23 protein-coding genes and 1 pseudogene are annotated in these 21,939 nt (G+C 42.3%); 8 read left to right on the top strand and 16 right to left on the bottom strand.

Annotated features, from left to right (window positions below):
• Window positions 1-6: 6 nt before the first annotated feature.
• The 4 genes from ACED20_RS20165 to ACED20_RS20150 are packed head-to-tail and all read right to left on the bottom strand — an operon-like array spanning window position 7 to window position 2,128.
• Complete coding sequence (locus tag ACED20_RS20165; RefSeq protein WP_378106535.1) at window positions 7-336, bottom strand: hypothetical protein; 330 nt, start codon at window positions 334-336, stop codon at window positions 7-9.
• A 17-nt stretch (window positions 337-353) separates the two neighbouring features.
• Window positions 354-776 carry a Dabb family protein gene (locus ACED20_RS20160; protein WP_378106534.1) on the bottom strand — a complete coding sequence of 141 codons (423 nt, stop codon included), beginning with the start codon at window positions 774-776 and terminating at the stop codon, window positions 354-356.
• A 29-nt stretch (window positions 777-805) separates the two neighbouring features.
• Window positions 806-1,144, bottom strand: a complete 339-nt coding sequence (locus ACED20_RS20155) for a hypothetical protein (protein ID WP_378106532.1) — start codon at window positions 1,142-1,144, stop codon at window positions 806-808.
• Between the two features lie 12 nt (window positions 1,145-1,156).
• Complete coding sequence (locus ACED20_RS20150; RefSeq protein WP_378106530.1) at window positions 1,157-2,128, bottom strand: hypothetical protein; 972 nt, start codon at window positions 2,126-2,128, stop codon at window positions 1,157-1,159.
• A gap of 117 nt (window positions 2,129-2,245) precedes the next feature.
• On the opposite strand from ACED20_RS20150, the pseudogene ACED20_RS20145 reads away from it, so the two are divergent.
• The 3 genes and pseudogenes from ACED20_RS20145 to ACED20_RS20135 form a co-directional block, all read left to right on the top strand.
• A pseudogene (locus ACED20_RS20145) lies at window positions 2,246-2,614 on the top strand (response regulator); the annotation flags it as partial.
• 115 nt (window positions 2,615-2,729) lie between these two features.
• A complete protein-coding gene (locus ACED20_RS20140; protein WP_367269828.1) occupies window positions 2,730-2,888 on the top strand; it encodes a winged helix-turn-helix domain-containing protein in 159 nt (52 codons plus the stop codon).
• Between the two features lie 79 nt (window positions 2,889-2,967).
• Window positions 2,968-4,413, top strand: coding sequence for a HAMP domain-containing sensor histidine kinase (locus tag ACED20_RS20135; protein WP_294239117.1), 1,446 nt, complete (start codon window positions 2,968-2,970; stop codon window positions 4,411-4,413).
• A gap of 30 nt (window positions 4,414-4,443) precedes the next feature.
• On the opposite strand, the gene ACED20_RS20130 is transcribed toward ACED20_RS20135, so the two are convergent.
• Both ACED20_RS20130 and msrB read right to left on the bottom strand, forming a co-directional pair.
• Window positions 4,444-5,199 (bottom strand): murein L,D-transpeptidase catalytic domain family protein, encoded by a 756-nt coding sequence (locus ACED20_RS20130; RefSeq protein WP_294239115.1) that lies wholly within the window; start codon window positions 5,197-5,199, stop codon window positions 4,444-4,446.
• 132 nt (window positions 5,200-5,331) lie between these two features.
• Complete coding sequence (gene msrB / locus ACED20_RS20125) at window positions 5,332-5,775, bottom strand: peptide-methionine (R)-S-oxide reductase MsrB (protein WP_294239114.1); 444 nt, start codon at window positions 5,773-5,775, stop codon at window positions 5,332-5,334.
• A 222-nt stretch (window positions 5,776-5,997) separates the two neighbouring features.
• Here msrB and ACED20_RS20120 point away from each other — a divergent pair, with 222 nt between their 5' ends.
• Entirely contained in the window at window positions 5,998-7,242 is a 1,245-nt protein-coding gene (locus ACED20_RS20120) for a DUF445 domain-containing protein (RefSeq protein WP_294223580.1), read from the top strand.
• Window positions 7,243-7,553: 311 nt separating this feature from the next.
• Here the strand turns inward: ACED20_RS20120 and ACED20_RS20115 are convergent, their stop codons facing one another.
• The 6 genes from ACED20_RS20115 to ACED20_RS20090 all read right to left on the bottom strand — a co-directional run bounded on the left by ACED20_RS20115 (window position 7,554) and on the right by ACED20_RS20090 (window position 12,207).
• The gene (locus tag ACED20_RS20115) at window positions 7,554-8,591 is read right to left on the bottom strand and encodes a quinone-dependent dihydroorotate dehydrogenase (RefSeq protein WP_294201690.1); all 1,038 of its coding nucleotides are present in this window, start codon (window positions 8,589-8,591) and stop codon (window positions 7,554-7,556) included.
• Between the two features lie 158 nt (window positions 8,592-8,749).
• A complete protein-coding gene (locus ACED20_RS20110) occupies window positions 8,750-9,454 on the bottom strand; it encodes a pseudouridine synthase (RefSeq protein WP_294201689.1) in 705 nt (234 codons plus the stop codon).
• Window positions 9,455-9,566: 112 nt separating this feature from the next.
• A complete protein-coding gene (locus ACED20_RS20105) occupies window positions 9,567-10,622 on the bottom strand; it encodes an esterase family protein (RefSeq protein WP_294201678.1) in 1,056 nt (351 codons plus the stop codon).
• A 267-nt stretch (window positions 10,623-10,889) separates the two neighbouring features.
• A complete protein-coding gene (locus ACED20_RS20100; protein ID WP_378106525.1) occupies window positions 10,890-11,327 on the bottom strand; it encodes a hypothetical protein in 438 nt (145 codons plus the stop codon).
• Window positions 11,327-11,608 carry a hypothetical protein gene (locus ACED20_RS20095; protein WP_378106523.1) on the bottom strand — a complete coding sequence of 94 codons (282 nt, stop codon included), beginning with the start codon at window positions 11,606-11,608 and terminating at the stop codon, window positions 11,327-11,329. Before ACED20_RS20095 ends, ACED20_RS20100 begins: the two co-directional genes overlap by 1 nt.
• A 401-nt stretch (window positions 11,609-12,009) precedes the next feature.
• The gene (locus tag ACED20_RS20090) at window positions 12,010-12,207 is read right to left on the bottom strand and encodes a hypothetical protein (protein ID WP_378106521.1); all 198 of its coding nucleotides are present in this window, start codon (window positions 12,205-12,207) and stop codon (window positions 12,010-12,012) included.
• Window positions 12,208-12,238: 31 nt separating this feature from the next.
• On the opposite strand from ACED20_RS20090, the gene ACED20_RS20085 reads away from it, so the two are divergent.
• Together ACED20_RS20085 and ACED20_RS20080 are read left to right on the top strand one after the other, a co-directional pair.
• Entirely contained in the window at window positions 12,239-13,780 is a 1,542-nt protein-coding gene (locus tag ACED20_RS20085) for a glycine--tRNA ligase (RefSeq protein ID WP_378106519.1), read from the top strand.
• Between the two features lie 152 nt (window positions 13,781-13,932).
• Window positions 13,933-15,075, top strand: a complete 1,143-nt coding sequence (locus tag ACED20_RS20080) for a serine hydrolase (protein ID WP_294239096.1) — start codon at window positions 13,933-13,935, stop codon at window positions 15,073-15,075.
• An 86-nt stretch (window positions 15,076-15,161) separates the two neighbouring features.
• Here ACED20_RS20080 and ACED20_RS20075 read toward each other — a convergent pair whose 3' ends face one another.
• The 4 genes from ACED20_RS20075 to dinB all read right to left on the bottom strand — a co-directional run bounded on the left by ACED20_RS20075 (window position 15,162) and on the right by dinB (window position 20,416).
• Window positions 15,162-15,653, bottom strand: coding sequence for a GNAT family N-acetyltransferase (locus ACED20_RS20075; RefSeq protein ID WP_294223601.1), 492 nt, complete (start codon window positions 15,651-15,653; stop codon window positions 15,162-15,164).
• Window positions 15,650-15,943, bottom strand: a complete 294-nt coding sequence (locus tag ACED20_RS20070) for a DUF1778 domain-containing protein (RefSeq protein WP_294201668.1) — start codon at window positions 15,941-15,943, stop codon at window positions 15,650-15,652. Before ACED20_RS20070 ends, ACED20_RS20075 begins: the two co-directional genes overlap by 4 nt.
• Window positions 15,944-16,086: 143 nt before the next feature.
• Entirely contained in the window at window positions 16,087-19,152 is a 3,066-nt protein-coding gene (locus tag ACED20_RS20065) for a DNA polymerase III subunit alpha (RefSeq protein WP_378106516.1), read from the bottom strand.
• Between the two features lie 10 nt (window positions 19,153-19,162).
• The gene (gene dinB / locus ACED20_RS20060) at window positions 19,163-20,416 is read right to left on the bottom strand and encodes a DNA polymerase IV (RefSeq protein WP_378106514.1); all 1,254 of its coding nucleotides are present in this window, start codon (window positions 20,414-20,416) and stop codon (window positions 19,163-19,165) included.
• Window positions 20,417-20,477: 61 nt separating this feature from the next.
• Between dinB and ACED20_RS20055 the strand changes: the two genes are divergently transcribed.
• Window positions 20,478-21,248 (top strand): helix-turn-helix domain-containing protein, encoded by a 771-nt coding sequence (locus ACED20_RS20055; protein ID WP_294201664.1) that lies wholly within the window; start codon window positions 20,478-20,480, stop codon window positions 21,246-21,248.
• 167 nt (window positions 21,249-21,415) lie between these two features.
• Entirely contained in the window at window positions 21,416-21,916 is a 501-nt protein-coding gene (locus ACED20_RS20050; RefSeq protein WP_294223611.1) for a M15 family metallopeptidase, read from the top strand.
• Window positions 21,917-21,939 lie beyond the last annotated feature (23 nt).

Raw genomic sequence — 21,939 nt, 5'->3', positions numbered from 1 at the left:
TTTTTTTCAAAATAAATAACTCAAACAGCTTCTAATATTTCCTTTAATAGTAATCACATACTGTCTTCTCGGTGCAGGATGTGCATTTTTTTCCCATTCCTCGGTTTTGTTGCTCATCCAGAAAGTACTGGTGTTCATGTGTTGCAGGGTTGGGATCTTTCCTTTCTCAAAAGTACAGGTCCCGTCGGGTTTGTTGATAAGCCTGATGGCCGGAATAAACTCCGTAGTTTCCTCTGCCTTTACGCTGATGTGTTTGTGGTCGTGATCTTGTGCATTCATAAAATTCATTGTGGAAAATGCTACAACAAGGCTTATGCCTTTAACTAAATTTTTCATTAGGATAAAATTCTTTTTTATGGATTGTAAACGGTATCGTGAACCAACATTCTTTCAAAGAACGGCTTGTATTTCTGTACGAGGACAAGGTGTTCCGGAAGTTTTCCATAAACTTCCAGTTCTTCCAGACTGTCAAATTCCATGGAGGCATTATAGGTAAAACTGTTATCCAGTACACTTCTCGGGCTGGAATAGGCGGGTTTTCCGTAGCGGAGGTTTTTCTGGTAAGGAAGCTGCGCCAATCCTTTGAAAAAGTTTTCAAATTCCTTAACCTCAGCTTCGGAAAGATCTTTCCGGAGCCAGAACAATAAATAATGGAAGTACACTTTTTTCTTTTTTATGGGTTTAAACATCGGTAAAGCAGAGGCCAGCATATTCCCGGAGATCAGCAGCAATGCCGAAGCCTGTACGGAGCGGAATAAAAATTTTCTTCTTTCCATAGTAATCTGTTTTAGGAATTGTATTGCTTTTAATTAAAATCGATCCTGTATTTCAGGATAAACTGCCATTTGCGATCGGGAACCACGGCATTATTGCCGGGATCATTGGTAAAGACGGGACGGTTCTGTGCATCGAAAGTAAGCCTGGAAGACATTCCGTTCGAAAGCAGGGATACTCCGGCATCATAGATTACGGCATTGTCATGAAGGCCTTTCAGATCGGAAAGCTGTATCCCTACAGCAGGCTGAAGCTGCATATCTTTCTTTTCTTTATTAAAATAAGGCAATATTCCTCCCAATTGCAGATAATAAGTATTTCCGGTTCCGATTACGGGCATAGCATTTCCGGCACCGTTTAGGCTTGCCATAGAGGCATCTGCCTAAGTAGCCGGGTTATTGGTTCCGACATAGCGGACATAATTCGGGCCGTAATCGTTGTGCATCGCCATAGCGTAAGCACTTACGGAAGTTCCCTTTTCTTTATTCAGGGGCGCATCGTAGAACAGGTCTGCGGCAAAGCTCTTCATATCGTCATTCACCGTGTTTTTAGCCGCATCCTGGTGCCACATGGCGTTATGAATATAATCGAATCCGGCTCCCAGACTCAGCACCTTCTTTTTCCCCGCATACGTTCCGGAATTGAACGGGGTGGAAATATTCTCCGTGTCCAGAAAAGCATATCGGAAATACCCTGAAAAATCTTTATGCGGCGAATTTTTACTGAATGTGGAAACATTGGGCTTCGGATCTGCGGTCGCCATCGTGTAAGGATCGGCTACGATCAGGCGGTAGTCGAATTTTCCCAGCTGCCCTTTGATGTAAGCACTGAGTTCGCGCACCTTATAATCCGTTGCTCCGGCATTGGAAGTGGCATAAGCCGGAAGATCGTACAACAATGTATTCAACGGGCCTGTAGTAAAACGGGAAAGCCCTCTCCAGGTGGAGCGTCCTGCTCCGAAAGCAATTTTATCATTAAAAGAATATTCGGCATAGGCATCCAGCAGATCGAAATAATTGCTGCCTTTCGCATTCACATTCACATTGGTGGTTCCTCCCTGAAGCACAAACATCAGTTTTTCCGTCGGCTTGTACGTCATTTTTACCCTGCGAAGTGAAAGATCGGATACGTCTGATTTTGCATCGTTGTTGACCATACTCCCCGGATTCAGCTGGGCATACCGGGCCCACAGTTCGGCATATCCGCTGAAAGAAATATACCGGGTACGCTGTTCGTTAAGATAATGGGTAAGCGCGGGATTGCCGAAATCATTTTTTTTCTGTGCTTCCGCTGTCTGGCTCATCCCTAGTAATGAAGCGATGATAAGTCCGGTTTTAAAGTACCTTCTGTCCATAGTATTGCAGTGCTCTTTTCGTTGTTTTGACAGGGCAAAATTAGTTTTGAAAACCCTGGAATACTGTTAGAAAACCATTAAACGGGAGATTCCGTTTTTCCGGAAGTAAAATATAAAATACCTTTATATGGGATTTGTACGGCGTCGGAATCTAGGCTTTTAAAAAGCACCTTCCGGCTCATCTTCCCACCTGAAACAGTATTCCAGAGGAAAATTTTAATCATAGAAGACAATGCGCGGGTCTCTGTCCTGTTAAAACGGGGCCTTGAGAGCCAGGGCTACCATATCTATATTTCGGAAGATGCAGAAGATACCCTGGTTTTAGCAGACCGGATTGCATTCGGCCTGATCATTACGGATATTATGCTTCCGCAGATGAACGGGATTGAATTCAGTAAGATAATCAGGCAAAAACATCCGGACCTGCCGATTATTATGCTTACCGCCCTGGGGACCATCGATGAAAAGATCGAGGGTTTCGATGCCGGGGCCGATGATTATATGGTGAAACCTTTTGAGATCAGGGAACTGTATGCCCGGATAAAAGCCGTGCTGCTGAGGAAATCATCATTGCCGAAAAAAAAAAGAGCAGCCGGATCTTATTCAGTATCATCAGCTGGTAATCCATCAGAAGACCAACCGCGTATTCCGGGACGGAAAAGAAATTACCCTGACCCCGAAGGAATTCAAACTGCTGGTTTTCCTGATGACCCATGCAGAGCGCATCCTGACCCGGGAAGAAATTGCCGAAAATGTCTGAGGCAACCATTTTGATACCGGAACCAATTATATTGATGTCTACATTGCCTATCTGCGCAAGAAAATAGATAAAGATTTTGATGAAAACTGATCCACACCACGCCCGGAACAGGATTTATTTTTACCCGGAACTTATGAAAATCGCAACCCGGACCGCGTTGATGTACGCACTGATTACCGCAGGCATCCTCTTCGTTTTTGCCTACGTCCTCTATTTTGTTTCCGAAAAAAACAGGAACGATGAATTCAATGATCGCCTGGGTTATAAAATTATCTGGAGAGCAGAATTTATCTTTGATGCCAATATAGACGGCAATAAAATAAAAAAGCTTCATGAACGGAACAAAAAGATGCTGAACGAAGCCGACATCAGCGTGTATAACAGCAAAAAAGAACTGATCTTTACCGACATCAGGCCCAGCTCAAAAAATATGTATTATCTTGATCAGCTCATTAAGACAAAAAAAGACAAGTTGACCTGGCAACGCGGAGAGCGGCAGTATATGGCATTCCGGTATGAATTTAACGGCGATAATTTTTACATTATCGGAAGCGCCGTTGACGTAACCGGACTGGCCCACATTAAAGAATTCAGGAATGATATTATTGTGGTTTATATTATCTCCGTTCTCATTATTTTCGTCATCGGTTTCCTGTTTTCCTACTATACCCTAAAGCCTTTAAAAGACATTATTGTTCAGATCCGCGATATTTCAGAGCATAACCTTCACAAAAGACTAATCGTTCCCAAGGCTAAAGACGAAATATACGAGCTGACCGAAACCTTTAATTCCACTTTCAACCGGCTGGAAAAATCCTTCAGCAACCACCGCCAGTTTGTAACGACGATCTCCCATGAATTCCGAACCCCGCTTTCCACTTTGATTGCCGAGCTGGAACTTGCCAAAGAACTGAATGTCACCCTGAATGATTATAAGATTTCCATCAACAATGCCCTGCAGGATGCGACCCATGCCTCACAGCTTTCTTCCGCCCTGCTGGATTTTGCCAGGGCCAGCTATGATGCTTCCCAGATCAGCTTTACCGATCTCCGGGTAGATGAAATCTTGGCCGATGCCAAAGTGGATCTGCTCCAAAAGAACCAGGATTACAGAATCGGCATTCATTATATGGATAACATGGCCGATAAGGACGAAAGCAATTACGATTTCTATGGAAATCCTTATCTGCTGCAGGTTGCCTTTCTTAACCTGATGGAAAATGCCTGTAAATATTCAGCAGACAGAAGCTGCAGGGTGGAAATTGAAGTTCACGGTAAGACCCTGAAGATCCGCTTTATCGATCATGGGGTCGGGATCGATGAAAAGGAACTGGATAAAATTTTCGATCTTTTTTACCGCGGAGCCAATAAACATGATGAAAAAGGAAACGGAATCGGTTTATCCATCGTCAAAAGAATCATTGAAATGCATCATGGCAGCATCCTGCTGACCTCAGCACCCGGCGAAGGAAGTGTTTTCCAGGTGCGGTTCTGCTCCGACAATAAAAAAAGCAGCCTTACGTAAGACTGCTTTTTCTGTTTTTATCCTGTTGTTTTATGCCTTCAGCCATTCCGATTTGGAAAGGTAGTTCTGATCCGGGTAATAGATGAAAAGAAGGTTTCTTCCTTTGATCGTATTGATGATCGGCTGGGTAAGATCCCTCGGCACCGCAGGGCATCCCCAGCTTCTCCCGATTCTTTTGTGCATTGCGGCAAACGATTCGCTTACGTAATCGGCCCCGTGCATCACGATGGCTCTTCTATAAGCCGCATCGTTAAAACCTTTGTCCATTCCCAACAGTTTCAGAGAATAGCCGTTGTCCCCCTGGTAAGTAGCATCCGTGATATAAAATCCTAAGCTGCTCTGCAACGAACTTTCCGTGTTAGAAAAATTCGTCGCAAATTCTTCGCCTGTATTTTTACCGTGTGCTACCAATGAGTTGAACAGTACTTTTTTCTCATTCATGTCGATCACCCAAAGTCTTTTGGTATTGGACGACATAGAAAAATCGCAAACCGTAAGCAGATGCGATTCCGGGTTAAGCAATCCGGCTTTCTTCATATTTTCAAAACCGGTAAGGGCTTTGAAGAAAACATCTTCATTAAGTTCGTGGCCCTGTTCAAAGGAAATGGAATGGTATAATTCTTCGGATGAAGACATGGTCTTTTCTGCTTTCACAGAATGCATTTCAACTGATTTCTCAATTCTTTTGGTATTGGTTTCATTCTTCATAACGGCCTTTTCGGGAGACCCGTAAAATGAAGTGGTAATCATGTAAACAATACCGAGTACGCTATAAAATCCTCTCATTAAAATATTATGTTAAATACAATTGCGGGAACAAATGTATAAAAACATAACAGGATAAGCGTTATAACTCCAAAAAGTTTAACGCTATTTAAGAAACTTTAACGTGCTGGTTTATAGAATTTAAACCACTGTTTATTTTTCAGAATCCGGTACGAATTCTAGGCTTACGGAGTTCATACAATACCGTAATCCGGTGGGTTTGGGACCGTCATCAAAGACATGGCCAAGGTGCGAGTCACATCTTTGGCAAAGCACTTCTACCCTTTCCATTCCGAAGGCAGTATCCCTTTTGTAATACACTCCTTCCTTATCCGCTTCAAAGAAACTGGGCCATCCGCAGCTGCTGGAAAATTTAGCATCCGACCGGAACAGATGGTTTCCGCAGACGGCACAATAATATTCTCCCAACTGATCGAACTCATTGTACTTTCCAGTGAAAGGACGCTCCGTAGCTGCTTCTCTGGAGATCGCATAAAGATCGGGAGAAAGAATGTTTCTCCATTCCTGATTCGGAACATCCAGTTTCGTACGGTCGGTCCGGGAATAGTATGGATTGTTTTTTGCTTCGTGTTCCATGTCGTCTGTTTAACGAATTGATACCAGCTAAAATCAAACCATAATTGAATGTATGTTTTAAAATTTAACTATTTTTAAGTAAGTAATTACGATTTGTAATCAATAATAAAATTACAAAATACTGACTTTAAACAAGTTATTTTCGAAAGCCATTGAATATTCGTACGATAACAAATTGAATTTGGAAATAAAATCATCAATAATAACCGTATACCTAACTTTATGAATGATGAAGCAAAGAGAAAACAGCTGAATAAATACAAGGCCTTCGCCACCGGGCTGTTCCTGCTGATGGCTGTTATTTTTATTGTGATGACAATCCTCCAGAAGCGGATGGATTCCCATTGGATCGGCTATGTCCGTGCTTTTTCCGAAGCCGCCATGGTAGGCGCTCTCGCCGACTGGTTTGCCGTAACGGCACTGTTCCGCCATCCGCTGGGCCTGCCGATTCCGCACACTAACCTCATTGAGAACAGCAAGCAGCAGCTGGGCGACAACCTGGGCGGATTTGTCGTTGAAAATTTTTTGTCTCCCCAAAATATCCGTCCTTACATCCAGAAACTGAAAATATCCACTTTTGCCGGGGAATGGCTCGGAAAAGAAAAGAACCAGGAAATCCTGATCCGGAATATTTCCGACATCATTCTGGATATTCTCAACAAGCTCGACGATGCGGAGGTCAGCCAATTCATAAGCCGTAAAGTATCTGAAATGGCGGGCGATATCAAGCTCAACAAAATCGTCGGCAACGGGATTATCTATGTTACCGAAAAGAACGACCATCAACGGATGGTAACCAGCCTTTCCTCCCAGATCAAAAATTACATTCTTGAAAACAGCGAACTGATTAAAGAACGGGTCCGTAAAGGAAGCTATACCTTCATCCCGGCTTTTGTCGATAACAAGATTGCCGATAAGGTTACTACCGGGCTCTCCGATTTTTTTGCTGAAATTGAAGAAGACCCGAACCATGAAATCAGAGACCTGATTACGAAGAGAATCCAGGAATTTTCCGCCAACCTGGCTGAAGATCCGCAATGGGAGCAGGAATTCACCACCATTAAAAATGATCTTCTGCAGCCTGAAAAACTAAATGAATATTCCCGCGACATCTGGGCTTCCATAAAAAAGACGGTTACCGAAGAGCTTCAGCAGGATCATTCTGCCCTGAAAACCTATCTTTCCAAAAACCTGAATGAATTTGCCTTGAATTTAAATACCAATGAAATTCTACAAGCCAAAATCGATAATTGGATCCGCGTAACAGCCTACAAATATATCCTGAAAAACACCCATCAGTTCGGCAACCTCATCAGCTCAACGGTCGGCAACTGGCAGGGAAAGGAATTAAGCGAGAAACTGGAGCTGGAAGTCGGTAAAGACCTGCAGTTCATCAGGGTAAATGGAACATTGGTCGGCGGATTGGTTGGGTTGATTATTTATACGGTCGCGCATTTTTTCCTTTGAAGTTGTTTCGCCCTTTCAGGGCTTTTTGGTATCTAAAATTGGTTGACACAGGGTTTCACCATGTGCTGATGTATGTCGCCCCTTCAGGGCTCTGACGATAAAATCAAAGCCTGAATTTAAGATGATTTTTCATGTTGTAGAATAGAAAATATTTGGTCTCGAATCCAAACAAATTTCATTGGACTGCAGACAAATAAAAAGCAACATCAGGCAGATGTTGCTTATACTTTATTAAAATTTCGGTTAATTTTCTTCCCTATTTGCTACTTTAATGCACTAATCCAATAGCCATTTGCTAACAGACAGCAGCATTATCTAGGCAGGCGGCTTGCTCTTTTGAGCACTTCCCGGTTGATATCGTTGATGAGTTCCGGGCCTTCGTAAATGAAGCCGGTGTACAGTTGAACCAGGCTTGCACCGGCATCCAGCTTTTCAATGGCATCTTTTGCCGAATGGATCCCGCCCACGCCGATAATCGGAAAGGCTCGGTTGCTCTTTTCGGAAAGATAGCGGATCATGCGGGTGCTGCGTTCACGGATCGGTTTTCCGCTCAGGCCGCCGTTGCCGATCTGCGCCAGGACTTCCGGTGACGTTTTCAGTCCTTCCCGGTTTACGGAAGTGTTGGACACAATAACGCCGTCGATTTTCGTTTCTGCGATCAGGTCAATGATCTCATCGAGCTGACGATTATTCAGGTCAGGAGCGATTTTTAAAAGAATCGGTTTCTGAACGCTTTTGGAAAGGTTGATCTTTTTAACTTCGGTAATCAGCTCACGCAGGTATTCCACATCTTCCAGCTTGGCATGGCTCCCTACATTCGGGCAGCTTACGTTGAGCACAAAATAATCGACATGCGGATGCAGGCCTTCAAAGCACTGGAGGTAATCGTTGGTGTACTGTTCTGGAGCCGTATCCGTATTTTTTCCAATGTTTCCACCGATAATGATTTTGCCTTTGTTGCCTTTCAGTTTTTCAATAGCTGCTTCCAGTCCGTCGTTATTGAATCCCATCCGGTTGATGATTCCGCCGTCTTCGATAAGCCGGAACAGCCTTTTTCTAGGATTCCCGGCCTGTGCCTTCGGCGTCACCGTACCGATTTCCACGAATCCGAACCCAAGGTCTGCCAGTTCATTGAACAGCACCGCATTTTTATCGAACCCGGCTGCAAGTCCGACCGGATTTTTGAATTTCAGTCCGAAGACTTCTCTTTCAAGACGTTTGTCTTCGATGGGTTTCGGTAAAAACAATTTAGTCAGAAAGCCGAAATTCTTAAGCATCGAGAAGGTAAAATGATGCACGGCTTCAGGATCGAATCTGAAAAGGATCGGGCGGATCAGCGATTTGTACATGCCTGGTTTTTGAGGTACAAAGATACTGATTTTTAATTGAAATCCTAAATTCTTTGTCAGGCAGGTCGTCTGATTTTTTAATTTGAAAATGGAAGAATTTGGAAATTTGAAAATGAGGCAGGACTCATGAAACTGTCAGCCGATGGACGAAGTACATCTTAATGATTCTTTACATACGCATTCAGGTCAAGCCCGAGGAGATCACCCGCTTCTTTAAACTCTTCGTCTATAGTGGCGGTTACGGTAATTCTTTCGTTAGAAACAGGATGATTGAAAGTAAGCTGATAGGCATGAAGTGGCATTCGGGTCATGTTAAAAGTCTGCAGCAACAATTTGTTCTGCTTGTTGCAACCGTGTTTGCGGCAACCTAAGATCGGATGCAGAATATGCTTAAAATGTTTTCTCAACTGATGAAACCGTCCTGTTTCCGGAATGGCTTCCACCAAACAATATCGGGAAGTCTGATGTTTTAAAAAAGGTAAATCGATCTCCGAAGTCTGTAAGCGGCGATAGTAAGTCACAGCATTTTGCTTTACTTCATTTTCATTAATCAAATCATAGTCGATTGTTTCTTCTTCTTTCGTCCAGCCCCGGAGAATGGCGATGTATTTCTTTTCGACTTCCCTTGTGGCAAACTGCTCACTCATTGCCCTCAGCGTTTCCTTATCTAAAGTAAACAGCAAAACACCTGAAGTTTTCCGGTCCAGACGGTGTACCGGATATACTTTCTGCCCGATCTGATTCTTTAGTTCCTGAACAGCATAGGTATCTGCTGTTCCTGCATAAAAGGATTTATGAACAAGCAGTCCGCTGGGTTTGTTGATGGCAATAAGATGTTCGTCGCGGTAAAGGATTTCTAGCATTCGGCAAAAGTAGAGATTTTTGGCTGATAATCAAGGCAGGACAGAATCCATTCCTTTGCGCCTTCAAACGGCACTCAAACGTTCCTGTTTCTTAATGCGAAAACTCATCACTTTATTCTTCAAACGTAAGGTTGATATTGAAAAACGGTAATAGGCTGTTCTCTATCCTTCCGTTTTCCCTGCTTACTTCGCTTCCGTGGGTTCCGATGTATTCTTCGGCTTCATGCTTTACCTTGAGCAGTTCGAGGGTCTGGCTGAAATTTCTGCAGGTAACTGGGATGTGCCTGAATTCGTCATTCCTTCCCCAATCGAGTTTGATGGCCTTTAATTTTCTGAGGTTTTCATAATGGGTGAAAGGCAGTTCTGAAACGGAATTGTTTTTTAATTCTTCCAAAACGCCTGCATTTACTTTTATATTTTCTCCGTCGAAAGAAAAAGGGAGATCGGCAAAAAACGGAGGCTTGCTGCTGTTTCCGTTATAGGCTCTGGCAATGGCAAAAAGAATGGTGGCTCCTATATTTTCAGGTTTTGAAAGATCTTTTACTTCTTTGATACCGGCTGTCTTTTTATAGGCATCGATTTCGGTAAGTGCAAAATACCTTGCATCCAGAACACCGGGAGAAAGCGCATAAACGGAGGAAAATGTTTCAGGGTGGAGGATGGCATTCCGCAAAGCACCATTTCCCCCCATTGAATGACCTGCAATCCCGCGGCTGGCCTTATTGGCGATGGTCCGGTACCGGCGGTCGATAACATCCACCAGTTCTTTTGACGTAAAATCCGACCAGTTGCCGGAGGAATTTGAATTGGCATAGAAACTCCCTTTGAAGACCGTGCTTTCGTCCGGCATAACGACAATAACAGGTTTAATTTTTTTCAGATGAATGGCCCGGTCGAAAATCCGGTTGATTTTGTCATTGCTTATCAGCAGGCTGTCGCTCCAGAAAAAACCGTGTAAAAAATAAATGACCGGATACCGCCTGGAGGAACTTTCATAGTCTGGAGGCAGATACACCGAAATTCTCCGTTTTGGATTTTCCCCGGCTTTATTGTCCAGGGTTTTTGCCGTGATGTAAGTGGTGACCACTTTACCTGCCGGAATTTCCTGAGCCGATAAGAAATGGGTAAGCAGCAGTAAAATAATAATAAGAAAAACCGGTCTTTTCATTGTAATTGGTTTGATGGTAACAAATATCGCTAAATTATCTCAATTTGAGACAATAATCAACTTAATGTATACTGAAATCTTCAAATCTTACTTTATAAAATCCGTCAGGTTTGTACGCTTCCTTTTTCTTAGCCCTGATTGCAGCGGAATTCTTTTCCGGAAGGGTATTGTGCAGGCGAAAAAGATATAGCGGAAAGCAGGTTCCCGGCTCCTGAAATTTAGTCTTATAAATAAAATCCGAAGCTTTTCAGGTTATTTTTTCGTTGTTTATTTTTTGTCCAGTGAGTCTAAAATTTTCTTTACGCCTTCATAATGCCCGGCTCCATAAATTAATGCTATTTTTTGCCTGGAATCATTTTTTATAGCATTCGCTATAAGGTTATTTCGATAATTCAAGACTAAGGTCTCATAAGCTCCGGAATGTTTATCTTTTCTACATTTTGTACTATTTGACACATCAGGTACTGCCAAATCACATTCTTCCAGTTTGACTTCTCCATATTTAGACTCATAATAGTTGATTAGCTCATGAACGGTTGCATCCGTATTTTTACTGTTATTATCATTCAGTTGCCAGTCCGAATAATTGGGCTGAAAAACGATTTTCTTTTTTAACACTATTTTTTTCTCAGTGAGAATTGAGTCCAGTATTTTTTCATATCCCCCGTTTGGCAAAGCAAACCCTATAACTTTTCTCAATTTCATTAAATCTTTTTTTCAGAATCCTTCATATTTACTTTTTCTGTAAAGAAAAAATAGTTAGACTTACTTAATGAGTCTATCTTATTATTAACATTTACATAGAATTTTTCAGTTCCTATATGATGCATTGGTAAAAAAATGATCTCTTTCTCCTTGTACTTTATTTTTTTTAGAGAAACATTATCATCATATATTCCGTATTTTTGAAGGGCATAATTAAATAATTGATTGCTACAGCTTACTATTGTGAAGTATAAAATTGAAAATAAAATAATCTTTTTCACTATGGAATTTTAAATTAAAAGCTTGTTTAAAAACTGTTTATAAAATAATTTTGAAGATAGACCGGCCAGTGGAATTTATGTTTCACCAAAAAATCAGAATTCATAGCCTAGAACTATCTTCACCTCACTCGCCGGTGATGGTAAGTTATGGAAAATTTTTCACCTGTAAAACGAAAGACCATTATGCACCAAACTCAGATTTATCTACATTCTGGTATTTATAAATTTGTCCAATGGACCAATTAAATACTTAATCATCGATAACCTATATGGTTAAACGGATAATATTCAATAATTTTCAAAAACTTAAATCCTAAACGAATTCATTAGTTTAAAAAGAAACTTCCGGCATCCGGCTCCTTTTCCGGTCATGTACCAGGGCACTCCTTTGAGTTCTTATACTATAAGAAACCTAACGGGATTTGAAAACCCGTCAGGTTTATGCGCTGCTTTGTCCTAGCCCTGATTGCAGCGGCATCCTTTTCCGGAAGGGGATTGTGCGGACGGAAAAGATACAGCGGAAAGCAGGTTCCCGGCTCCTTATCAACCTGGCCTGCAAAAACTTCCTCCTTCCCTCTTCCAACTTCCCTCTTTTTCACTACTTTTGCAACTTCAGACGTTAAAAAAATTATGGCAAAGCAAGAAGATGTTTTCAAGAAAGTGATTTCTCACGCTAAAGAATACGGTTTTATTTTCCCTTCGAGTGAGATCTACGACGGTTTATCCGCTGTTTATGATTATGGACAGAACGGTGCCGAACTTAAAAATAATATCAAGCAGTACTGGTGGAAAGCAATGGTACAGCTGAATGAAAATATTGTGGGTATTGATTCGGCCATCCTGATGCACCCGACGACATGGAAGGCATCCGGCCACGTAGATGCTTTCAACGATCCGCTGATTGATAACAAAGATTCCAAGAAACGTTTTAGAGCAGACGTTTTAGTGGAAGACTACTGTGCTAAAATTGAAGATAAAGAGAACAAGGAAATTGAAAAGGCAGCCAAAAGATTCGGTGAAGCTTTCGATAAAGACCAGTTTGTCGCTACCAATCCTAAAGTATTGGAGTATAGAGCCAAAAGAGAAGCCATTCTTTCCCGACTGGCAAAATCCCTGGAAAACGAAGACCTTGCTGATGTAAAAGCTCTGATCGAAGAGCTGGAAATTGCCGATCCTGACACCGGTTCCAAAAACTGGACGGAGGTGAGACAGTTCAATCTGATGTTCGGAACCAAGTTAGGGGCTTCTGCAGATTCTGCAATGGATCTTTATTTACGACCTGAAACCGCGCAGGGGATTTTCGTTAACTTTTTAAATGTACAGAAAACTTCCCGTCACAGACTTCCTTTCGGGATTGCCCAGATCGGAAAGGCATTCAGAAACGAGATCGTAGCGAGACAGTTTATCTTCAGAATGCGTGAATTCGAGCAGATGGAAATGCAGTTTTTCGTAGCACCGGGTACCGAGCTGGAGTTCTACGAGCAATGGAAGCAGAAACGACTGAACTGGCATTTGGCGCTGGGGTTAGGTGATGACAATTACAGGTTCCACGATCATGAAAAGCTTGCGCATTATGCCAATGCTGCGGCTGATATTGAGTTTAATTTTCCATTTGGTTTCAAGGAGCTGGAAGGAATTCACTCCAGAACAGATTTCGATTTGAAGGCGCATGAGGAATTTTCAGGAAGAAAGCTTCAGTTCTTCGATCCGGAAAGAAATGAAAACTATGTTCCGTATGTAGTGGAAACGTCAGTAGGACTGGACCGGTTATTCCTTTCTATTTTCTCTCATTGTCTAAAAGACGAAGTATTGGAAGACGGTTCGGAAAGAACGGTTCTTTCTTTGCCTCCGGCTTTGGCACCGATTAAAGCAGCCATTCTTCCATTAATGAAAAAAGACGGTTTGGCAGAATATGCCGAGCAGATCTTTAATGATTTAAAATACGATTTCAATCTGTTCTACGAGGAAAAAGATGCGATCGGAAAACGTTACAGAAGACAGGATGCCATCGGTACCCCATACTGTATCACGATCGATCACGATTCTTTAACAGATCACACGGTAACGATCAGAGACAGAGACACGATGCAGCAGGAAAGAGTTCCTGTTTCGGAACTGAGAAGAATTATCGACGAAAAGACAAGTTTCAGAAACTTACTTTCAAAAATATAGACAGAAGCCCTGAGAAATCGGGGCTTTTTTATTGGCAGAAGGCAATGGCAAACAGCTTTTCATAATCCTGAAAAGTTTCACCGTAATGATAAAAAGCAGATCACTCTTTTTCGTGTCTGAATTTATTTTAAATTTGTTGAAGACCGATTATTATGACCACTCTTATTTATCTTGCTGCGTTCATCATCATTGCCCTGGCCATTTTTTATATTTTAGGCTATGGATACCTTTTCAACGGAATTTCAAAAACCTATCTGAGGGGAAAGATAAGTGCCAATATCGACGACGGTAAATTTTTCTCCGCCAACCTCATCGCTACGGAATCTCCGGTACTTTGGGAAGAAGATCCTGATTATAACACAAAAGAATTACCTGAAAATATAACTGACAATCTTACCCTTTCGGACACCGCATCTTTTATCGTGATTAAAGACGGAAAATTACTCCACGAGCAATATTGGAAAGGCTATCATGCCTTGTCTACGACCAATTCTTTCTCCATGGCGAAAGCCGTAACGGTGATGCTGTTGGGGAAAGCGCTGGAGGAAGGAAAGATCGGCAGCATCGATGACAAGTTCACCGGCTATTTTGAAGAATTTAAAAACAAGGCGTTTGCAGAAAACTTAACGCTGAAGCATTTGGCCCAAATGGAATCCGGCCTGGACTGGGACGAAGATTATAAAAACCCGTTTCTCCCGAATGCCAGAGCCTATTATGGAAGAAGCCTGATGAAAGCTACCTTTTCAAGGAAATTCAAATCCCGCCCGGGCGAAAGGTTTGAATACCAGAGCGGATCCACCCAGCTTTTAGGTTTTGCCGTGAGAAAAGCGGTCGGACAATCGCTTGCCAGCTACCTTTCCGAAAAATTCTGGATCCCGATGGGCATGGAGCAGAACGCCACCTGGAGCACCGACGAAAGCGGGATGGAAAAAACCTATTGCTGCATCCATTCCAATGCCCGGGATTTTGCCAAGCTGGGACAACTGTTTCTGGATAACGGAAAAGTTAACGGCCAACAGATTCTGAACCCTGATTTCATAGATCTGATGAGAACCCCGACAAAAAACTCAGAAGAAATTTACGGAATGGGCTTCTGGATCAATAATGACAATCCGATTAAACATTATTATTTCCTTGGGCTGCAGGGGCAATATATCATTATGGTTCCGGAGCACAAGATGGTGATCGTAAGAACCGGAAGCTACAACAACCTCCCGAAAACCGATCGGGGACGGCCGGATCAGGTAAAATTCCTGGTGAATGAAACGGTGAAGTTTTTTAGCGGTAATCAGTAATTTCACCATTCTCAAATCCTTTTTTATCAAATATGAATTTAAAAACGAATTCGTCAATATGTAATCTTCGTCAAACGCAGTTATATTTATCTGAAGAGCTCCTCCAATGTTTTGGTAGCGATGAACATTTTTCCGCTGTCAGGAAGTTTTATAAAATCATATTTTTTATAAAAATTTTCCGCTTCTTCATCTATCGGATCTACAACCACTGCGAATGATCCTATTTCCTGCGATATTTCATAACTCCTTTTCAAAGCATCAATCAGTAATATTTTACCGATTCCCTGACGCTGATATTTTTTATCGATGGCTAATCGTCCAAGTAAAGTAACAGGAATAGAATGATATGATTTCGGAAGCTTCTTTTGAATAGGCTCCGGAAAACTTTTTAAAGGAATACTGCTATTTGAAAGTGTATAATATCCTTTAATAGAGGATGCATTTTCAGACAATACAAAGCAGGCAGACAGCTTCCTTTTGACATCCTGTCCCGCCTGTGTTTTTAAATAATTGGTTAAAAGCTCTCTACCACAGTCGAAATCTTCCCGCTTGTGTTTTTTGTCTAAAAGCTCAATCATTTTTTTGAATCTGATATAAACGCGTTATAATCTTGCAGAGCATTTTTTAATGTTTCTGAAGGTTTTTTCGGTTTTGTAATGGCATTGAAAAAAACCCGGCTGTCTTTTTCAGAAGCTATGATCTGTTCTTTTTCCTGAATAATTTCTTTTGCTTTTTCCTGAACGGTCATAATAACAAAGTCTGTCAGACTTCTGAAACCACCTAAAGATGCAGCTTTTTCAAAGAACTGTTTTTGTTCTTTAGAGAGTCTTGCATCAAACCGTGCATGTTCTTTAATTGATACACCCATAACTTAAATTTTTACAAATGTACGGAAATAATCCGTAAATAATAAAATAAACGTACGGTATATATACGTACAATATTAATTAAATATAGTCGGAATTTTTAATGTTATTATTAGTTGATAATTTAAATCTATAAAAAATTGATTTACCTCAACCCATTGTTGATCCGATGTCTCGGCAACCCGATTTCGTGAGCCTGTGGATAGGGTTTCCGTGAGGTCATGCTGACATCTTCCCGGATTTTATGATGTACCTGATAATTTTTATCCTCGTCAAAAGAATAGCGCGGATCGGGAATCATCTGCATTTTCGCCATTTTGTGGACGGTAACGGTAGGAAAATGATAATCGATCTCCACCGTTCCGAGCAGCAGGTAACAGCCGCCGCCCTGAAAATTATATTCCTTCAGGCTGTCCGGGAAATGGGCCGTATCGAAATATTCCCCGTTCGCGTCGATCCATGTTCCGAAATACATCGCTCCTTTTTTCGTAGGGACATGCTTTCTGGAAATCAGGTAAGCCAGCATTTTTACCTGACGTTTATGGTACAGCGGCAGATCCTTTACCAACACCGAACCCCGGTATTTGGTCTGCAACAGATCGAACGGCGTGCAGGAAACCGGGAAACCGATGATCTCGATTTCATCAAAAGCATCTTCAAAACGTTCCCTTTTCAGTTCCGGAAGCCGGAATGGCTGCACAGGTTCATCGATCAGCAGCATTCCGCGATTTTCCGGCCTGAAATTAGCCAGCAGCATCCGGGCTTCCAACAGCAGTTCATTCTTTTGCTTACCGGTAAAACGGAAGGCCCCGATGAAAATTAATGTTTGTACGGTTTCCACTCCGGCAGGAATACGCCTGATGAAATCTTCCAAAGAAGCATAATCTCCGTCTCTTTCCCGCTCTTCTGCAATTTTGTGGACCATTTTTGTCTCAAGACCTTCCAGCAGGCCAAAGCCTAGATAAATATCATTCCCTTTAAGCGTGGTCTGTACTTCACTCGAATTTATACAGGGAAGCTGGATATTGCCGCCGGACATTTTCGTTTCATGAATGTATACTTCGGTGCGGTAAAACCCGCCTTGGTTATTGATCACTGAAACCATGAATTCCAATGGATAATATACTTTCAAGTAGAGACTCTGATAACTTTCCACCGCATAAGAAGCCGAGTGCGCCTTACAAAAGGAATAGCCGGCAAAAGACTCGATCTGCCGGAAAGCTTCTGCCGTAAGTGCTTCGGAATGTCCCTCCCCTTTGCATTTTTCAAAAAAATTAGCCTTTACTTCATGCAGCTTTCTGATTGATCTTTCCTTTCCACTCATCGCCCTGCGGAGCGTATCGGCATCTGCCAGGGATACCCCTCCGAAATACTGGGCAATTTTAATGACATCTTCCTGGTAAACCATAATTCCGTACGTCTCTTTCAGGTTTTTCTCAAATACCGGATGGAAGTATTCAAACTGATCAGGATGATTATGTCTGAAAATATATTCCCGCATCATTCCGCTTTGGGCCACACCGGGCCGGATGATGGAAGATGCAGCGACCAATATCCTGTAATTATCGCACTTTAGCCTTCTAAGCAGTCCCCTCATTGCCGGAGATTCAATATAAAAACAGCCGATGGTTTTCCCTATGGCCAGGTATTCATTGCATTTTCGTTCATCTTTGGAAATGCTCGTATCCCGGATATCAATATCAATTCCCCGGGTTTTCTTAATGAGGGCTACTGTATCATTGATCGTGCCCAATCCGCGCTGGGAAAGGATGTCTAATTTTTCAAGTTTGATGTCTTCTGCCGTATCCATATCGAACTGCGCGATCGGAAAGCCTTTGGGAGGCATTTCCAGTGCGGTAAAGTTAGTAATCGGTTCTTCCGAGATCAGGATTCCGCAGGCGTGCATGCTGCGCTGGTTCGGGAATTTCTCCATCAGCGCACCGTAGCGGTGGACATGTTTGACAATTGAATTCACGTCATGTTTTTCAACAGGATCATTGGCCAGGCTGTCGAGTTCTTCTTTCGGAAGCCCGAAAACCTTACCGACTTCCCGGAAAATCGATTTGTATTTAAACTGAACATTGGTCCCACAGAAGGCGACATATTCTCTTCCATATCTTTTGAAAATATATTCAAGAATCGTATCCCGGTTCTGCCAGCTCCAGTCGATATCGAAATCAGGAGGTGAATTCCGGTTCAGGTTCAGAAAGCGTTCAAAATAGAGATCAAGCTCAAGCGGACAGATGTCGGTAATTCCCAAACAATAACTTACAATGGAATTCGCCCCGCTTCCTCTTCCCACATGCATTAATCCCATAAGGTTGCTGTACCGGACGATATCCCAGGTGATCAGGAAATAGGAGCAGAAATTACGTTCATTTATAACATGTAATTCCCTTTCTACTCTTTGTCTGGCTTCCGAATGATCGGCTCCATATCTTTTTTTTAACCCAAGATAGGCGAGTTTTGTCAGCATCTTCAGGTCGGAAGCTTTTGATTTTGTATAATGCTGTTTGTTCCGGATTTTTTCAAAATCAAATTCAAAACGGCATGTGTCGAGAAGCTTTTGGGTATTCTCAATGATTTCAGGATAATACTGAAAGCCTTCCATAACTTCTCTTTCTGATTTAAAATATTCAGATTTACGGCAGATGTCATGCTCGGTAAGCATAGATAACAAGGTACTCCTGTCGATCGCCCGCAGGATCATATGAAGGTTATATTCTTTCTGGGAACTGAAAGTTACCGGCTGAAGAATTACCATCCGATCCACATGTTTTTTCAGCTCAGGACGCACCAGGAAGTTCAGCTCTTCTTCCCGGATGCCGATATATTCATTTTCTTTAAGTTCTTTCGGCATATTCTGCAATGGGTAAATTACCGATACATTCTCAAAAGAGGGAGCCGTTTCCGAAAGTTCCGTACCTTCACAATTATAAGCCGTGATCAGCCTGTTCACTTCACCAATGCCGGAAAACTCACGGGCTATAGCGATATACAGCAGCCTGTTTTCTTTCCTGATCTCCATTCCGGCAACAGGTTTTATTCCTGCTTCGTCACATTGTTTTTTAAAATCATAAATGGCCGTGACTGTATTGATGTCGGTAAGCACCAGGGTTTTAATTTCCAGGGCTTTGGCTTTCTGTACAAGTTCTTCTACGGACAAAGTACCGTAACGGAGGCTGTGGAAGGAATGGCAATTGAGATACATAGCAAAAAGATTAAAGGGTTGTTTTATTTTCTAAATCGAAGCCCGAAGCCCTGCCGACAGCATCTGCTCCGAAACGGTTTTTAAGGTAATCCATGGTCTGGTATAAATTCATCTGTTCTTCGGTGTCTTCAAACAGGTTCATCTGGTGGTTTCCGTGGACCAGGTCGGTAAACCGGAGACCAATCAGCCGGATCCGCATCCTGCGGGTATACAACCGGTTGAAAAGTTCCAGGGCGACTCTTGATAAAGTGTGGTCTGCCGAAGTATAGGCCACCCGGCTCTGTTTGGTTTCGGTGTCGAAATTGGCATAGCGGATCTTCACAACGACTGTTGATGTAAGNGTGTGGTCTGCCGAAGTATAGGCCACCCGGCTCTGTTTGGTTTCGGTGTCGAAATTGGCATAGCGGATCTTCACAACGACTGTTGATGTAAGCCATTTTTCCTGCCTTAGCTGATAGGCCAGCTTTTCCGACATTCGGGTGAGGATTCTTTTTAATTCCGGAACATCGATCGTATCTGTTGAAAACGTGTCTTCCGTAGAAATGGATTTGCGCTCGGAATAAGGGATTACCGGGTTTTCGTCGATGCCGTTGGCTTTTTTCCACAGTTCCTTACCGTTGCTCCCGATCATCTGCTGCAGCATCAGGACAGGCATTTCAGACAGCGTCTGAATCGTACGGATTCCTACCCGGGAGAGAAGCTGAAAAGTTTTATCCCCCACCATCGGAATCTTCCTGACGGAAAGAGGATTTAAAAATGGCCGGATCTCCGTTTCCCGGATTTCCATTTTCCCCGCAGGTTTGGCTTCCCCGGTTCCGATTTTGGAAACGGTTTTGTTGGCAGATAAAGCAAAGCTTATCGGAAGCCCGGTTTCTTTTTTTACAGCCGCTACGATTTCCTGGGTCCACTGATAGCATCCGAAAAATTTATCCATCCCGGAGAGATCCAGGTAAAATTCGTCAATGCTCGCTTTTTCCAGAACCGGAACCTTTTCCTGAATAATATCCGTCACGGTGTGGGATAAATTCGAGTATAGCTCATAGTCGCCTTTAATGATTTTTGCATCGGGACAAAGCCTCAGTGCCATTCGAATCGGCATAGCGGAACGTACCCCGAACTTCCGGGCTTCATAAGAACACGATGCAACTACTCCACGGTCACCGCCTCCGATAATAAGGGGAATACCGTCAAGCTGAGAGTTACTGAGCCTCTCACAGGATACAAAAAATGCATCCAGGTCCATATGTACAATCGCTCGATCCACCTGACAAAATTAGTTACGTTTTTAAACAAAATTTGTATATTTGTTGTTACAAATTATAACAATGTCAGTTTTTTCAGATAACATCAGGTTTTTGAGAGGTAAGAAAGGGGTCACCCAGCAGGATCTGGCGGATACATTAATTATTACCCGGTCGCGGTATGTTTCTTACGAAGACGGACGTTCGGAACCGCCGATTGAAGTAATGGTAAAGATTTCAAAATTTTTTAATGTCAGCATCGATCTTCTGGTCTCAGTAGATATCAGAAAATATCCGCTGGAAGAAATATTAAGGCTGCCGGACAACCGGATTGTCCTTCCGGTGGTGGTGGATCAATTAGGCAACAACAGCATCGAGATCGTTCCGCAGAAAGCGTCGATGGGCTATCTGTCCGGCTACAGCGATCCCGAGTACATTGAAAGCTTACAGCGAATTTCCCTGCCATTTTTAGTCAATGGGAAATACCGGGCTTTTCCCGCCCAAGGAGATTCAATGCCGCCATTTAAAGACGGTTCATATATTATCGGAAAGTATGTTGAGAATATTGAAGATTTAAAACCCAATAAGAGTTATGTTTTTGTAACGCTGAATGACGGGATTTCCTATAAAAGGTTCAAGGCTAAAAAGAAAAAATCAATCACCGTGGCGGCAGACAACTCATTTTATAATCCGTACGATATTCCTTTGGGGGAAATTGTGGAAATCTGGCAGTATGCATCAGGTATTTTCCCGGAAGATTTTGAGCCGGACAATATTGAACATTATAATTTAAAAGATATGTTCTTGGAATTAAGAAGTGATATTAAAAAGCTGAATGATAAAATTTCCCGGTAATTGCATGCTTTAATCGGTATATCTAAATAAATATCTTATTTTATATTTCTCATTTTCATATTCTTAGCATTAAAATCAAATATATTAAGATGAATAAATTATTACACGTCGAGTTTTGACGCACCGACCTCATACCTTTGCTTCCGGAACATCAACACATTGAGAATATGGACAAAGTAACTTTACAAAGAATTGAAAAGCTTCACCCTTCGGTAAGAGAGGAAGTGAAGCAGATTATTAAGGAATGCGATGAAGCCTTAACCGGAAGGGCAAAAATAAGAATTACCCAGGGTCTAAGGAGTTTTGAAGAACAGGAAAAGCTTTATGCCATCGGAAGGATTACTTCAGGAAAAAAAGTAACCAACGCCAAAGCCGGGCAGAGCATACATAATTACGGACTTGCCGTTGACATCTGTCTGATGGTCGACGGAAAAGCCGCCAGCTGGGATACGGCGAAAGACTGGGACAACGATAAGGTAGCCGACTGGTACGAATGTGTAAAAATTTTCGCCAGACATGGCTGGGACTGGGGCGGCAACTGGAAAAACTTCAAAGACCTTCCGCATTTTGAAAAGAAAAATATCATCACGGCAAAAGGCATTGTAAAGACAAGCTGGCGAACCCTGCTGAAAATGAAGACGGATAAAGACGGGTATGTAATCCTATAACTTTTATTAATCTTAACTATACT

Origin of the sequence: Chryseobacterium sp. sg2396 (genome assembly GCF_042610505.1) — a bacterium.
Taxonomy (GTDB): domain Bacteria; phylum Bacteroidota; class Bacteroidia; order Flavobacteriales; family Weeksellaceae; genus Chryseobacterium.
The sequence above is the reverse complement of the archived record's forward strand: the minus strand, read 5'-3'. Positions and strand labels throughout refer to the sequence as shown.

Coding starts and splice junctions, on each gene's coding strand:
- ACED20_RS20165 (WP_378106535.1), bottom strand. CDS start 336: ATGAAAAATTTAGTTAAAGGCATAAGCCTTGTTGTAGCATTTTCCACA.
- ACED20_RS20160 (WP_378106534.1), bottom strand. CDS start 776: ATGGAAAGAAGAAAATTTTTATTCCGCTCCGTACAGGCTTCGGCATTG.
- ACED20_RS20155 (WP_378106532.1), bottom strand. CDS start 1,144: ATGGCAAGCCTAAACGGTGCCGGAAATGCTATGCCCGTAATCGGAACC.
- ACED20_RS20150 (WP_378106530.1), bottom strand. CDS start 2,128: ATGGACAGAAGGTACTTTAAAACCGGACTTATCATCGCTTCATTACTA.
- ACED20_RS20135 (WP_294239117.1), top strand. CDS start 2,968: ATGAAAACTGATCCACACCACGCCCGGAACAGGATTTATTTTTACCCG.
- ACED20_RS20130 (WP_294239115.1), bottom strand. CDS start 5,199: ATGAGAGGATTTTATAGCGTACTCGGTATTGTTTACATGATTACCACT.
- msrB (WP_294239114.1), bottom strand. CDS start 5,775: ATGGAACACGAAGCAAAAAACAATCCATACTATTCCCGGACCGACCGT.
- ACED20_RS20120 (WP_294223580.1), top strand. CDS start 5,998: ATGAATGATGAAGCAAAGAGAAAACAGCTGAATAAATACAAGGCCTTC.
- ACED20_RS20115 (WP_294201690.1), bottom strand. CDS start 8,591: ATGTACAAATCGCTGATCCGCCCGATCCTTTTCAGATTCGATCCTGAA.
- ACED20_RS20110 (WP_294201689.1), bottom strand. CDS start 9,454: ATGCTAGAAATCCTTTACCGCGACGAACATCTTATTGCCATCAACAAA.
- ACED20_RS20105 (WP_294201678.1), bottom strand. CDS start 10,622: ATGAAAAGACCGGTTTTTCTTATTATTATTTTACTGCTGCTTACCCAT.
- ACED20_RS20100 (WP_378106525.1), bottom strand. CDS start 11,327: ATGAAATTGAGAAAAGTTATAGGGTTTGCTTTGCCAAACGGGGGATAT.
- ACED20_RS20085 (WP_378106519.1), top strand. CDS start 12,239: ATGGCAAAGCAAGAAGATGTTTTCAAGAAAGTGATTTCTCACGCTAAA.
- ACED20_RS20080 (WP_294239096.1), top strand. CDS start 13,933: ATGACCACTCTTATTTATCTTGCTGCGTTCATCATCATTGCCCTGGCC.
- ACED20_RS20075 (WP_294223601.1), bottom strand. CDS start 15,653: ATGATTGAGCTTTTAGACAAAAAACACAAGCGGGAAGATTTCGACTGT.
- ACED20_RS20070 (WP_294201668.1), bottom strand. CDS start 15,943: ATGGGTGTATCAATTAAAGAACATGCACGGTTTGATGCAAGACTCTCT.
- ACED20_RS20065 (WP_378106516.1), bottom strand. CDS start 19,152: ATGTATCTCAATTGCCATTCCTTCCACAGCCTCCGTTACGGTACTTTG.
- ACED20_RS20055 (WP_294201664.1), top strand. CDS start 20,478: ATGTCAGTTTTTTCAGATAACATCAGGTTTTTGAGAGGTAAGAAAGGG.
- ACED20_RS20050 (WP_294223611.1), top strand. CDS start 21,416: ATGGACAAAGTAACTTTACAAAGAATTGAAAAGCTTCACCCTTCGGTA.